At 51.5% G+C, this 12,407-nt stretch carries 14 protein-coding genes; 3 read left to right on the top strand and 11 right to left on the bottom strand.

Annotated features, from left to right (window positions below; genetic code table 11):
- Nucleotides 1-48: 48 nt before the first annotated feature.
- From NM686_RS19085 to NM686_RS19070, 4 genes are all read right to left on the bottom strand, one after another.
- Nucleotides 49-582 (bottom strand): CinA family protein, encoded by a 534-nt coding sequence (locus NM686_RS19085; protein ID WP_255189412.1) that lies wholly within the window; start codon nt 580-582, stop codon nt 49-51.
- A 72-nt stretch (nt 583-654) separates the two neighbouring features.
- Nucleotides 655-1,233, bottom strand: a complete 579-nt coding sequence (locus NM686_RS19080) for a DUF502 domain-containing protein (RefSeq protein ID WP_255189411.1) — start codon at nt 1,231-1,233, stop codon at nt 655-657.
- A gap of 420 nt (nt 1,234-1,653) precedes the next feature.
- Nucleotides 1,654-2,118, bottom strand: a complete 465-nt coding sequence (bfr, locus tag NM686_RS19075) for a bacterioferritin (protein WP_255189410.1) — start codon at nt 2,116-2,118, stop codon at nt 1,654-1,656.
- A 136-nt stretch (nt 2,119-2,254) separates the two neighbouring features.
- Nucleotides 2,255-2,977, bottom strand: coding sequence for a DUF6901 family protein (locus tag NM686_RS19070; protein WP_255189409.1), 723 nt, complete (start codon nt 2,975-2,977; stop codon nt 2,255-2,257).
- A gap of 100 nt (nt 2,978-3,077) precedes the next feature.
- Here NM686_RS19070 and NM686_RS19065 point away from each other — a divergent pair, with 100 nt between their 5' ends.
- Nucleotides 3,078-3,617, top strand: coding sequence for a response regulator (locus tag NM686_RS19065; RefSeq protein ID WP_255189408.1), 540 nt, complete (start codon nt 3,078-3,080; stop codon nt 3,615-3,617).
- A 72-nt stretch (nt 3,618-3,689) separates the two neighbouring features.
- Here NM686_RS19065 and NM686_RS19060 read toward each other — a convergent pair whose 3' ends face one another.
- Both NM686_RS19060 and NM686_RS19055 read right to left on the bottom strand, forming a co-directional pair.
- Nucleotides 3,690-5,060: an HD domain-containing phosphohydrolase gene (locus NM686_RS19060; protein WP_269021913.1), complete on the bottom strand. Its 1,371-nt coding sequence runs from the start codon at nt 5,058-5,060 to the stop codon at nt 3,690-3,692.
- A 30-nt stretch (nt 5,061-5,090) separates the two neighbouring features.
- Nucleotides 5,091-6,896 carry a bacteriohemerythrin gene (locus NM686_RS19055; RefSeq protein ID WP_255189406.1) on the bottom strand — a complete coding sequence of 602 codons (1,806 nt, stop codon included), beginning with the start codon at nt 6,894-6,896 and terminating at the stop codon, nt 5,091-5,093.
- 91 nt (nt 6,897-6,987) lie between these two features.
- Between NM686_RS19055 and NM686_RS19050 the strand changes: the two genes are divergently transcribed.
- Nucleotides 6,988-7,404 (top strand): hypothetical protein, encoded by a 417-nt coding sequence (locus tag NM686_RS19050; protein WP_255189405.1) that lies wholly within the window; start codon nt 6,988-6,990, stop codon nt 7,402-7,404.
- On the opposite strand, the gene NM686_RS19045 is transcribed toward NM686_RS19050, so the two are convergent.
- From NM686_RS19045 to NM686_RS19030, 4 genes are all read right to left on the bottom strand, one after another.
- The gene (locus NM686_RS19045; protein WP_255189404.1) at nt 7,389-9,689 is read right to left on the bottom strand and encodes an EAL domain-containing protein; all 2,301 of its coding nucleotides are present in this window, start codon (nt 9,687-9,689) and stop codon (nt 7,389-7,391) included. The genes NM686_RS19050 and NM686_RS19045 overlap by 16 nt on opposite strands.
- Nucleotides 9,679-10,065 carry a response regulator gene (locus NM686_RS19040; protein ID WP_255189403.1) on the bottom strand — a complete coding sequence of 129 codons (387 nt, stop codon included), beginning with the start codon at nt 10,063-10,065 and terminating at the stop codon, nt 9,679-9,681. The genes NM686_RS19045 and NM686_RS19040 overlap by 11 nt, the downstream gene beginning before the upstream one ends.
- Nucleotides 10,066-10,292: 227 nt before the next feature.
- Nucleotides 10,293-10,454: a hypothetical protein gene (locus NM686_RS19035; protein ID WP_255189402.1), complete on the bottom strand. Its 162-nt coding sequence runs from the start codon at nt 10,452-10,454 to the stop codon at nt 10,293-10,295.
- A 452-nt stretch (nt 10,455-10,906) separates the two neighbouring features.
- On the bottom strand, nt 10,907-11,254 hold the full coding sequence (locus tag NM686_RS19030) for a phenylpyruvate tautomerase MIF-related protein (RefSeq protein ID WP_255189401.1): 348 nt from the start codon (nt 11,252-11,254) through the stop codon (nt 10,907-10,909).
- 78 nt (nt 11,255-11,332) lie between these two features.
- On the opposite strand from NM686_RS19030, the gene NM686_RS19025 reads away from it, so the two are divergent.
- Entirely contained in the window at nt 11,333-11,734 is a 402-nt protein-coding gene (locus NM686_RS19025; RefSeq protein ID WP_255189400.1) for a hypothetical protein, read from the top strand.
- A 48-nt stretch (nt 11,735-11,782) separates the two neighbouring features.
- Here the strand turns inward: NM686_RS19025 and NM686_RS19020 are convergent, their stop codons facing one another.
- A complete protein-coding gene (locus NM686_RS19020) occupies nt 11,783-12,307 on the bottom strand; it encodes a hypothetical protein (protein WP_255189399.1) in 525 nt (174 codons plus the stop codon).
- Between the last annotated feature and the right edge of the window lie 100 nt (nt 12,308-12,407).

Here is a 12,407-nt window from a genome sequence, read left to right as displayed (position 1 = left end):
ACGCAAACACCCGCAAATTGAACAAAGCCGGTATTTTAACGTAATTGATCAGGAGGGACTAAAGCCTTTTTCGACAAACGGGTCTAATGCAATGCCTTCGGCGACGTCGCGAGTCAGCTGCAAACAAAAAGCCACGACTTGCCGGCGCACCGACAAGCGATCACCCGAAAATTGCTTCCTGACGCATGCGCCTTCGTGACCGCGCAACTGCCAGGCGATGAAAACGGTGCCTACGGGTTTTTCCTCGCTACCGCCACCGGGGCCGGCAATTCCGGTCACGGCAATGGCGAGATCGGCCGCACTGTGTGCCAGCGCGCCTGCAACCATTGCCAAGGCGGTTTCTTGACTAACCGCTCCAAAGCTAGCCAGCGTCGAGGGAGGCAAGCCCAGCATGTCTACCTTGGCCGCATTACTGTATGTTACAAAGCCCCGGTCGAACCAAGCCGAGCTGCCGGCCACATCCGTTATGGCCTGAGCAATGCCGCCACCTGTACAAGATTCCGCGAGCGTTAATTGCCACTGCCGCTTGAGCAATTTTGCACCAAGCGACTCGGCCAATGAGTAGATTGGGTTATTATCCATTGCAAAAATCGGGACAGATCAGCGTGACAGTTTTCAATACTCATTTAGCCGAGCAACTTGGGAACTGGCGGATTATTGCGGCAGTTGCTTGACTTCGCCGAGCTTTTCGAAATCGGCGCCTACACTGATGATGAAACTGGTTACTTGTTCTATGCTCATTTCCGATTTAATGATTTTGGATTCGTGCACGATGATGGCAAAACCGGAGGTCGGATTAGGCGAAGTCGGCACAAACAACACATAGCGATCATCCACTTTGTTCGTGACGTAAGCAGGCACCCAGAGACCTTCTTTGGGATATTCGACATAGACCACTTCGCGCGGCTCTTTCAACTCATGTCCCGCAATCATATGCACCAATTTTTTGGTGACGCGATAGATCGTGCTCAGCAGCGGAATCCGCTCGATCAGCTTCTCAAAGGCCGCAATGATGGAAAAGCGCCCCATGCTGACGCGGTGGCCGATATAGGTGATCAGCGCAAAGCTGAAGCCAAACAGCAAAAAGGTAATGAAGTAGTTATCCGAATAACCATAAACAAACTGAAACAGATCGGTGATGCGGTCTTTTACGAACAAGATAATCTGCAAAATCACGACAACCGGGATTAAGGCCAAAATCCCAATTAGCGTGTAATTGAGTAATTTTTTCATGCGATTTCCTTTTTTATTGTTGTAATGGAAGCGAAAGATTAGCACGCTTTAAGAGTGCGGCATGTTTGATGAAAAATCAATCAAAAAACCGGCGTCGATGCTTCGTTAAACCCAAAGATATCAGTTGTCCACGAAAAGCACGAAATAAACGAAAATTATCAGTGAGTGATTAACCTTATGCGTTAACCGATAGGGTGTCGCAATTTATGATGATAAATGCTTGAGGGTATTCGTGATTTTTGCCTTTCGTGGGTAAAAACTTTTTCTAGGTTAAGCGGAGATTGGCCAATGGCGCGGTTGGGGGGCTGATGCGGTTTTTTATGGCTGTGCGGAGATAAGCCCGGTGGAGGCTGGGCCATGGAAGCCGAGTCCGTCCAGATGCGATGGAGGTGTTGTTCATGCCTCCATCGCCTTCGCCGGTTAGATTTGCGCTTGCAGGTAATTTTGGATGCCGATCTGCTCGATCAGTTCAAGTTGCGTTTCCAGCCAGTCGATATGCTCTTCCTCGCTTTCCAGAATATGTTCGAACAATTCCCTGGAAACATAATCGGCAATGCTTTCGCAATGAGCAATCGCTTCCCTCAGTACCGGGATGGCCTGTTTTTCCAGTTTCAAGTCGCATTCCAGCATTTCCTTTGGATTTTCGCCGATCAGCAGTTTGCCCAAGCTTTGTAAATTGGGCAGTCCCTCCAAAAACAAAATGCGTTCGATTACACGATCGGCATGCTTCATTTCGTCGATAGACTCGTGATATTCCTTTTCATTGAGTTTTTGATAGCCCCAATTTTTGAACATCCTGGCATGTAAAAAATATTGATTGATAGCGGTGAGTTCGTTTTCCAGTACTTTGTTTAAATATTCGATGACTTTTTTATCGCCTTGCATGATCGATCTCCATGAGAGTGAAGTGAAATCTTGGCGCCGTGGGGCATGGCGGCAAATTAACACATTCGTTGCCGGCCGGCCTAGTCCGCTCGCAAAAATAACCTGAGGATCGCGGCTGGGCAGGGCGCGGAATGCGCTATTCACCGGTTGCCGGAGGCTTTATGCCGTAACCCTTGAATAGATACCTCATTTCATCCAGTCCATCGTCAATTGACCAGGTCACTGTTTTGGAGAGCAAATCCAGCAAAATCACCGCGTTGACGGTTGCATCGTTGGCAACGGCGTCTTTCAGACGTTTGGCCAGGGCTTTATTGACGATTTGCAGATTTTGATAATTGGCTTTCAATTGATCCAAATCCGGCTTGAACGCCTGACCGTCTTGATGCAGGAAATATTGAGCCAATAGATACATCGATGTGGTGCGATAGACGGTTTCTTCTTCGCTGGCAAGCGGTAAATGGAAGCGAGCCATTGGCTTTAAATATTCGGTATGCGGGCAGGAACTGGTCGCCATCAGCAGGCCCAAAATCGAACTCAGCGCGCGCTGCATGGAGGTTTCGCCGCTGACGGTGCGTTCGGCGGTAATTACTTCTAGTTTTACATTTCTATGCGAGGGAATGTCGCTGCACAACTTCAATACCGGGATCAAATTGATGGCAACCGGACAAAATGGAGTTGTCACAGGGTTCAGTGGGCAGTTGCTGCACTGCGCATGCTCCAGTTTGGCCCAATCGGGAGGAACGAATGTAGCCTGGGGAATAAAGTTGCAACTGTTTTGCTCGACGACAATGGGGAACTCGATCAAGGTGTCATCGGGAAACAGTAACTTGTATAGAAAATGCAATCTAGGACCATTCATCAGTTTTTCCCGAGAATCAATTCTATGCTGTAAACTTCCCCGAACGCCATTCGGTACGAAAATTCGGTTTCAGGTGTAGTTTACCCATTGTCCAGCAAATATGAACAAACAAGAAATTAATATCCTTCTCGTCGATGATGAACCCAACGTGCTGAAGTCCTTGTCGCGTGTGCTCAAGCAATATCGGCTGACGACGTCCAGCAGTGGCGAGGAAGGTTTGTTGCTGGCGCATGAGATTCGGTTTGACTTGGTGATTTCCGATTACCGCATGCCGGGTATCAATGGCGTCGAATTTTTAAGCCGCTTTAAACTCCTGCAGCCGGATGCGATTCGCATGATTTTAACCGGTTATGCCGACCTTGACGGCGCGCAACAGGCTATCAACGAAGCGGAGGTATTCCGTTTCATCAACAAGCCCTGGAATACCCTGGAGATCATCAGCGCGGTGGAAAATGGGCTGGAACATAGACGCATCTTGCTGGAAAATCGGGCATTGGCGGACCAGGTGCGCGCGCAACAGGCATTACTCGACGAGAAGGAAGCCATACTCAGGGCACTGGAAGCCGAGGAGCCTGGCATCACCAAGGTCAATTGGGCCAGCGATGGTTCGATCATTCTCGATGAGGAGGACTTTGAGTAAACGATCCGCCGCTGGCAGACGGAAAAAACACGAAATCGCGGCGAGCATTGGAGAAAATGGATGAATTCCGCTTCATTGCTTGATCCGCTCATTACCCAAGCGCACCCATATGACCAAGTTCTTGCCATGTTGCCGTAAATTCAATATGTCTTCGACATTTTTTTCGTTCAACATCTGATCCTTCATATACAGCACGCCGTTACAAATGACTTCGGCAACCTCCATGCCTGCCTGAATTTGGGTCCAGGATATTTCAATCACCGGTCTATCGTCCTGGGCTTCAGGCTCGTTGAGCCAGGCCAGAAAAATGTCCAGCACTTCCGGGTCGTATAAGATGGCTCTTTTCGACAATAACCAGTTTTTGACTTGCGCGGTCGTCATCTTGACCCCGGTGATGGAGCCATCGAGATAATTGATGTAATCCCTGATCAAGGCCAGAATCCGCGCGCCTTTGGGAATGGCTTGCCCTACCAAGCCCGCGGGATGGCCGGAACCATCGAAATATTCGTATTGGTGGCCGATCAGGCTGGCGGCGTTGCGAAGTGGCTCTATGCCTTTCAACAGATTGTGGCCTTCCTGCGCATGATTCAGAAAACGTTTTCTTTGCTGCGGGTTCATCGACATCAACGGCAGAGTCAATAAACTATCGGGCAAATTCATTTTGCCGATTTGCAATAACAAAGCGGCATAGATGAGATCTTTGATTTCCGTTGGGTCCATTTCCAGACGCTGGGCTACTTCCTTGGCAGTTTCGGCAATGTATTTGGCGTGCCCGCTCTTGATGCCGGGCCGCATTTCAATGATTTTGGCAAAGGCTTTAACGGACTCGGCATACTGTTTTTTCAAGGCGTCATGGGTTTGCTCAATCATCGACAAGGATTTACGCAGTTGCCGGGTCCGTTTGTCGACTTGCTCTTCCAGGCTGGCGTTCAAGGTCTTGAGTTGTTGATTCTGCTGATTGATGATCTCGAACAAATGTTGCCGTTCCTCGCGCATGCGTTTTTGTTCGAGCGCGTTATTGACCAGAATCTTTAGCTCGTTGTCTTCCCAGGGTTTGCCGCAGTAGCAATAAATCTTGCCGTTGTTGACCGCTGCAATGGTCGATTCGAGATCGGCATAACCGGTCAATAAAATCCGTATCGTGTTCGGCCACTGTTCGGCCACCTGGGTCAAAAATTCGGCGCCATCCATCTGCGGCATTCGCATGTCGGAAATAATCAGATCGATGGGGTGGTGGCGCAGGATTTCCAGGCCGTCCGCGCCGCTTTCTGCATGGTGCAGGGTATATTCTTGCGCGCGAAACAAGCGCCTCAAGGCTTTCAATACGTTGGGTTCATCGTCGACAAACAGCAGATGGGCGCTAGAAGTGGCATCCATGGTCAGATCGTTACGGTGAAAGTCATCATGGGCGTGCGACGTGGGCGTCGTCCTTGCGAAAGGCATTTATTGGCCGGGGTGTTGCTGTCGGCGGGTTCATGATTTTGCGGTAGGCGTGTGGCGTGGAGGCGTGGCCGGCAAATATACCCGGAATTTGCTCCCCTTGCCCGGCGTGGAATCGACTTCGATTCTACCTTCGTGCTCCTTGACGAAGTTATAGGACAGTGACAGGCCAAGTCCCGTCCCTTTGCCGACGGGTTTGGTGGTAAAGAATGGGTCGAATATCTTGGCTTTGGTTTCCTCGCTCATGCCTTTGCCGGTGTCTTCCACTTCCACCCACAGCCAGTCGTCGCCCTGATAGCCGGTGCGAACGGTGATTTTGCCGAAGGTCTCGATGGCATGCGCCGCGTTGACCAGCAGGTTCATGAACACCTGATTGAGCTGGGCGCCAACGCATTCGTAAGGTTTCAAGCCGGCATATTCCTTGACGATCTCGGCCTTGTACTTCAGTTCGTTATTGACGATATTCAGCGTCGCATCCATGCCGGCTTCCAAGTCGAACAACTCTCTTTCCTGTTTGTCGATGCGGGAAAAGTCCCTTAAATCCTGTACGATTTTTTTGGCTCGGGTGGCGCCTTCCAGGGATTCGGTGACTAAATCGATCGCATCGGTTTTCAGAAAAGCCAAATCCACACTTTGTTTGAGTTGGTTAAAGGCATGGCGATCGGGATGATCTCCCGGCAAATGGTCGCTCAAGCGTTCCGCCCATTCCGCGGCCTGAATCAAATCTTGAATATATTGCTTCAAGCTTTGCAGGTTGGAATAAATGTAGCCGAGGGGGTTGTTGATTTCGTGAGCGACGCCGGCCGCCAATTGTCCGATAGAGGCCATTTTTTCAGACTGTAATAAATGGGTCTGGGCTTCCCTGAGTTGCTGGTTGAGCTGGGTTTGCTGGTTTTTCTCGAATTCCAGGGTTTTATTGGCTGCCGTGAGCGCCCGTGTCCGTTCGTTGACTCGCTCTTCCAGTTGTTGATTGATTTTGACCAACGCGGCTTGCGCCTCTTTTTGCGCAGTGATATCCATGCCGCAGCCCATCAGGCCGGCAAAATTACCGTTCTTGCGTATTCTCGGTACCGCTGTTTCCAGTATCCAGACGAGAGAGCCATCTGGCTTGCGCAACCGATATTCGATCTTGAAGCGAGTACGTTCGGTCGAGGCCTTTCGATAGGTTTGCAGAACCTTTTCGCTATCCTCTTCATGAATACGTTGCAACCATTGCTGTTTATCGACGGCGCCCGGGGTAATGCCGAAGGTCTTGAACCAGAAGCTATTGCAAAAAATCGGTAACTGTCTGGCGTTGGTGATCCAAATCAGGGCGGGTAAATTGTCGGCTAGTTCTTTGAAACGATCTTCGCTTTCGCGAAGTGCGGAGTACAGATTGCTATGGAAAATATCGAATTGTTCATGTTGATCGAATTCCAGCAGACCGGCATCGATATCGTGATTAAGGCCGAGGGCCATCAGTTTGTCGGTTTTGAGGATGTGGTGATAGAGCCAGTTCATCAAAAAGTCCAGTAATTCCTTGGAAATGATGATGTGGGCACTGTTTTGCGTTTCGGCCTGGATGCCTTGAATTTTTTCGACGAATTCCTGATGTTCGTGCTGATGCTTGACGAACATTTCCGCTTTGAAACCGGCCTCGGTCATCAGCTGTTCTTCATGCTGGAAGTGGTAGACCGTATAATTCACCAATTCGGTGATGGTGCCGGCTATGGCATCCTGAGTTTCGCCCAGTGCCACGGCTTCATCCAGCTTATTGATCAACGCTACCAATTTGCGATGTTGGTTATCGATGCTGTCAATGCCAACCGAGAGTTGATCGTTCCAATTCAAAATGCTCATAAGTGCCGAGATGCTGATCCAAGATATGCCGCGATATTACTAGTGTCCCTTATACTGCGCAATAATGCCATGAAATACCAAGAGAAATGCAATGGACAAAGCGAGCTTTGAAGGGTTAAAAGCCTTGTTCGTATCGACCTTCCCTAAAACTTGCCATAGCTGCGGGTTTGTCTATGAAACGGCGGAACAATTTTTCGCCGAAACGCGAGGCATGGCTTCGGGGCGATCCTCGTTGAAAGCGGCTACCGAAGAGGATGGTGTCGTCATCGTGGAAGTGTTTAGAAATTGCCGTTGCGGCTCGACGTTGATGGATGAATTCGGTTCTCGTCGCGACCATTCGGAAAAAGGCCAAAGGCAACGGCAGGCATTTGACCGGATGCACGCCTTGCTGCGGGAGCGGTCTATTCCCGAGGCGGAAATCAGAAGCGAGATCGTCAAGTTCCTGCGGGGGGAACCCAGTTTGCTGACGTCGTGGCTCGATGTGGACGACTATCAGTCTATTGGATGAATGCGCGGCAATTTGTTTTTTTCGCGATTGAGTTCGTAAATGCGAAAAGCGTCCTCGATACTCTGAAAGAGAACCTCTTCTTCCCAGGGCTTGGTCAGAAATTTATAAATCGCGCCTTGATTGACGGCGCTGATCACTGAATTGAGTTCGGCATAACCCGATAGCACCATGCGCACGGTATCGGGATAAAGCTGTTTGACCCGGCGCAGGAATTCGGTGCCGGTCAACTCCGGCATGCGCTGGTCGCAGAGGACCACGCCCGGTCGATGCATCGCCAGCAGGTCGAAACCCTCGCGGGTGCTTGTGGTGCTGACGATACGAAAACCTCGCCGGCGCAGGGAACGCGTCAGCGCGGACAGGATATTGGGCTCGTCATCCACCAGCAACAACACTCTTTCGGGGTTGCCGGCTGGCTCGGGCGGAATGGAGCGACCTTCCCGCAGCAACAAGGCAAATTCATCCATTGGCAACGGCCGGCTGAAAAAATAACCTTGAATTTCTTCGCAGGCCACGCCGCGCAGGAAGCCGAGTTGACCTTCGGTTTCCACACCTTCGGCGATGACCCGAATCCCCAGGCTGTGCGCCATGCCGACCACCGCGCGCACTATCGCCGCATCGTTGGGATTGGAGGTGATGTTGGTGACGAACGAGCGGTCGATCTTGATGCGGGCGACGGGTAAGCGTTGCAGATAACTCAGGGATGAAAAACCGGTCCCGAAGTCGTCCAGCGCGAAACTGATGCCTTGCGATTTCAACTCATGCATGGTGTTTATCACGTTTTCGGCATTTTGCAGCACGAGGCTTTCTGTCAGTTCCAGTTCCAGCCATTTGGGATCGAGCCGAGTAACGTCTAGGACGCGTTTGACCATGGTCTGAATGTCGTCACCGTGAAATTGCTTGGCGGATAGGTTCACCGCGACACGGAATGGCGGCAAACCTGCCTGTTGCCACTGCTTGGCTGTCATGCAGGCTTCTCGCAGCACCCATTCGCCGACTTCGGCGATCATGCCGTTATCTTCGAGCAAGGGAATGAAGTCTTGCGGCGAAATCGCGCCATAGTCGCGGCTTTGCCAACGCAAGAGTGCCTCGGCGCCGATGATTTGACCGCTGACTAGATCGACCTGCGGTTGATAATGCAGCGCGAACTCCTGGCGCTCCAGGGCAAGGCGCAAGGCGCTATCGAGATTGATGCGTAGCCGGGAGGATTGATCCATGTCCGCGCAAAAAAAGCGGCAATGTCCCGGGCTGTCGGGAATTGTTGCCGCCTGCATGGCATGTTTGAGCACTTCCAATGGCGCGCCATCGTGTGGATATGCCGCAATACCGACGAAAGGGTCCAGAAACAGGTCTTTGCCGTCTAGCTTGATGGCTTCGGAGAGTGCGCGATGAATCTGCCAAGCCAGTTCCTCCACGACATCCAGTCCTTCCGGGTCCTGTAAAATGGCGCCGAACTTCGATTCATTGATGCGGGCGATAGGGATGGCGTTCAATGTCGACTCCAGCCGGGTTGCCATCGTGCGGGCGATGAGTGGCCCCACCTCCGGGCCCAGCATCTGCGCGATGTCGTGATACCTGCGCAAGTGGACGATCAATACCGTCACGCTTTTGATTGATGATTGTTTACAGATCTCGGTTAATCGATCCTCGAACAGGGCCCGGCTTGGCATGCCGGTTTGCGCATCGTAATGGGTCAGGTAGCGCATTTTCGATTCCATCGCCATGTGTTTTTCTTTTTGTCTCAGCACGTCCAGCGCGAACGATATGTCGTCGGCGACTTCATTGAGCAGACTGAGTTCGGCGTCGCCAAACAAATCCGCCTCCGTCGCCGCGATATTCAAGGCGCCAATGATATTGCCGTCCAGGCGAATGGGAAATGCGCAGCCGGCTTGAAGTCCCAAACTACCTATCATGCCGCGTAAATAACTGAACTGTTGTTCATCCAGCGAGGTATTGACGATGGCGGCCGCGCCTGGGCTGCCGGTGCGCGGGGACATATCGGGCGAACTGCTCAAGCCGCTGATGCGCTTGAGTTCCGCAAGGGTTGTCGCGCCAGCGACAGCGACAGGTACCAATTCGTTACGATCAGGGGTGGATAAACCGATCCAGACCAGGGCAAAAGCGCCCGACTCGATCACGATGCGGCATGCAGCCTGATATAGCTCCTGTGGCGCTTCGGTACGAATGATGGTTCTGTTTACCTGGCTCAACATCGCATACAGACGGTTCAGCCGCTCCAATTCGGCCTGGACCTGATTGAGCGAGATGTCTGATTCACTACTGGCCATGGGTATCTCCCAAAACTTTATCGATGCTGGTTTGCAAAATCCAGCGATCCACGGGTTTATTGATGACATCGGCGACTCCCGCGCTCAGCAGGCGGGCGCGGGAGCCGGCGTCGTCCAGTGCCGTTACCATGATGACGGGAATTCCATGCGTATCGGGAACTGCCTTCAAGCGTTTGACGACTTCAAAACCATCGATGCCGGGCATCATGAGGTCTAGCAGAATCAAGTCCGGAACGTCGACGGCAACCTTGGCCAATGCCGCGTATCCCGATTCGGCGCTATCGATTACATAGCCGTCCACCGCCAACATGGTTTTGAGCAATTCTCGGCTCCAGTGGTCGTCATCGACGATAAGAATTTTGGTAGAGGTATTCATGGTGATCTCTCCCTTTGGCTTGAGTGGCTCGGCCATTTTTTACATTTCGGCAAGAAATGCTCGATCTAATCAGGGTAGCGATAAAAACATGGTAACCGGCGGTCAACGTATTTCCTTGTTTACAGGGAAATGCCGCACCTGCCATGCAGGGCTTTTGCTGGTATAGGGGGGAAATTGTCAAAAAAGCATTGTTGCCAATAGCCACCGTCATGTGGGGTTCCACGGGATTACGAAAGGCAGGCTTCGCTGATTTCAGGCGCCAGGGTTTTGGCCATGGCGGCCGAAATGACGGATTTGCGCGTAAAGACATGGCTTGGCTGTTGTTCATCGTGAACCTGGCGAAGATGATTTTCTTGAAAATGCTTCCATCCGTGGTTTTTGTTTTCCATTGTTGAGAAACCGCGCTATCTGGCTTGATTTTGTCGGATTGCGCCGTGCGAGATGGATTCGTCGAGCCGTGACGGGGAAAGACCGCGGGCGGATTTTGTCCTGATGGTATTGTCTGTCGAACTATGTGGCAACCACCTTTTGCCGGAAAGGAAAATAGCCCGGTTTCGCGACGAACCTAGCGCCAATTCTCACGCCTATTGCGGAGAAAGTCAAAAAGTTCGGTGCATCGTTCACGCGCACCTGATGGTGGCTTGATGAGCGTGTTTCTCGCTCGATGGTATGCTTTTGGGGGGTGCGGGTTATTAACCTACCGATCATGAGGCGCTTGTGGGAGAGACGACCTCGTCGCGACGAAGACTTGCCTCCCGTCGTTCTCCTAAAAGCAGGAATCCCAGAAAAATCAGCGCATTGGTCCCGCTTTCGTGGAGACGACGGTTTAATCAGCGCTTGCCTACGCAAATGTCGAACCATTCCAGCCCCAGAATTCCGCTGGACAATTGCTGAATTCGATATACACCCTGTCGGCGGGCAGCGGCAATCGGGCTGATAATAGTGGCGGAATCGATGCAGCCAGTGCTTTGGCTTGTGTCGTCGACAAACCGATACTCTTGCATTCCAGATAGGCCAAAGGTTGAGTGCCGCCGCCGAATATCATCGCCCGGCTTCCCGCCACTTCGACCATCACATAGCGCTCAGGCTTGCCGGTTTCCCTGGCCAATAATTGCGATAAATCCGTCAGCAGTTGCTGCGATTGTTCTTCAGTGATCTCGACATTGGTGTTGAGTTTTAGATAAGGCATCGCTAATTTCCTCCCTCTATGACAAATTATTGGTAATCTTAGCCAAAAAATAATAACAACTCATTGCGGAGCAAAACCATGAAACCCCAATACCTGATCGCCGCGGCCTTACTGTTTGGCGCAAACATCGACGCTGTTCACGCCTACGGCAATGGCTCGAGTTCGAGTAAATGCGTCAAACCCACATTTTCCGAGTTCCAGCCCTCAGCCAATAAATATCTGCAAAGCTTTCGGGAGTTTTCGTTTGTAGCGTCGGCCAATACGACGCCGACTTCGATTGAAGTCAATGTCAGCGCGGGACAATACAAGCAGCATATCGGCGCAAAAGAGCTGGAAATTACATCCAAACCCAGCGGCCAGTTCGAAGTCACAGGCAAAATCGACCGGCCTTTTCAGCACGGCTTTATTCACATCAGCCTTACCGCGCACAGCAAACCTGGCTGCGAAAAAACCGAAGGTTATTTGATCAGGGTGCAATAAGCGTATTTGAGCCGGCGGCGCATCGGGTATCGCTGGCGATGTCATCCCTCAGCGCCAGTGAGCAGTTTTCTCTTCAACGGCGATCACGGCCCGGTTTAATAAACCCAGCTGTTTTTCCTCGGCAATTTGCAATCCCAGCGTGTAAAAAATCGGCATCCATAGCGGGTTGATCAGCATAGCGCCCAAAATGCTCTTGGCCGTTCGCAGCAAATTCTTTAAGGGATTGAAACCCTCGGTCAGCGTGGTCTTGGGGTGTTCGGTCAAAATTTCGTTGATAGGTCGCAGCAAATACAAGTCTTGCCGGCCGTCCAATGCCTCGATGGCGGCGGCCACTTTGGCGCGAATGCCGAGGAAATTCAGTCTGGCTCTGCAGACCGAGATTGCGAAAGCCAGCGCCATTAACGGTAGCAATATCCTGGGCGGGGCGATAGGCGCAAAAATCGGCGCCATCAACACCAGGCTGTAGCCCAGCATCAACATATCCTCGCCGCGTTCGACGTCCTTATCGACGCCGTTCACGATGGCCACCAGTGGGTGGGCGACAGAATCCAGGTAAGCATTAGACTGAGACATGATGATCCTCCTTAGCACGACAAAAGCGGATGAATTATGTATGCCTTAACCTACCCAAAAGTCAACCGATTTTCGTTTGCTTTCGAGCGAGCGTCTCCCC

The organism is Methylomonas rapida (assembly GCF_024360925.2).
GTDB lineage: Bacteria > Pseudomonadota > Gammaproteobacteria > Methylococcales > Methylomonadaceae > Methylomonas > Methylomonas rapida.
The sequence above is the reverse complement of the archived record's forward strand: the minus strand, read 5'-3'. Positions and strand labels throughout refer to the sequence as shown.

What these genes read in the sequence shown, in the direction of transcription:
- NM686_RS19085 (WP_255189412.1), bottom strand. Translation starts at nt 582, where the DNA reads ATGGATAATAACCCAATCTACTCATTGGCCGAGTCGCTTGGTGCAAAA.
- NM686_RS19080 (WP_255189411.1), bottom strand. Translation starts at nt 1,233, where the DNA reads ATGAAAAAATTACTCAATTACACGCTAATTGGGATTTTGGCCTTAATC.
- bfr (WP_255189410.1), bottom strand. Translation starts at nt 2,118, where the DNA reads ATGCAAGGCGATAAAAAAGTCATCGAATATTTAAACAAAGTACTGGAA.
- NM686_RS19070 (WP_255189409.1), bottom strand. Translation starts at nt 2,977, where the DNA reads ATGAATGGTCCTAGATTGCATTTTCTATACAAGTTACTGTTTCCCGAT.
- NM686_RS19065 (WP_255189408.1), top strand. Translation starts at nt 3,078, where the DNA reads ATGAACAAACAAGAAATTAATATCCTTCTCGTCGATGATGAACCCAAC.
- NM686_RS19060 (WP_269021913.1), bottom strand. Translation starts at nt 5,060, where the DNA reads ATGCCTTTCGCAAGGACGACGCCCACGTCGCACGCCCATGATGACTTT.
- NM686_RS19055 (WP_255189406.1), bottom strand. Translation starts at nt 6,896, where the DNA reads ATGAGCATTTTGAATTGGAACGATCAACTCTCGGTTGGCATTGACAGC.
- NM686_RS19050 (WP_255189405.1), top strand. Translation starts at nt 6,988, where the DNA reads ATGGACAAAGCGAGCTTTGAAGGGTTAAAAGCCTTGTTCGTATCGACC.
- NM686_RS19045 (WP_255189404.1), bottom strand. Translation starts at nt 9,689, where the DNA reads ATGGCCAGTAGTGAATCAGACATCTCGCTCAATCAGGTCCAGGCCGAA.
- NM686_RS19040 (WP_255189403.1), bottom strand. Translation starts at nt 10,065, where the DNA reads ATGAATACCTCTACCAAAATTCTTATCGTCGATGACGACCACTGGAGC.
- NM686_RS19035 (WP_255189402.1), bottom strand. Translation starts at nt 10,454, where the DNA reads ATGGAAAACAAAAACCACGGATGGAAGCATTTTCAAGAAAATCATCTT.
- NM686_RS19030 (WP_255189401.1), bottom strand. Translation starts at nt 11,254, where the DNA reads ATGCCTTATCTAAAACTCAACACCAATGTCGAGATCACTGAAGAACAA.
- NM686_RS19025 (WP_255189400.1), top strand. Translation starts at nt 11,333, where the DNA reads ATGAAACCCCAATACCTGATCGCCGCGGCCTTACTGTTTGGCGCAAAC.
- NM686_RS19020 (WP_255189399.1), bottom strand. Translation starts at nt 12,307, where the DNA reads ATGTCTCAGTCTAATGCTTACCTGGATTCTGTCGCCCACCCACTGGTG.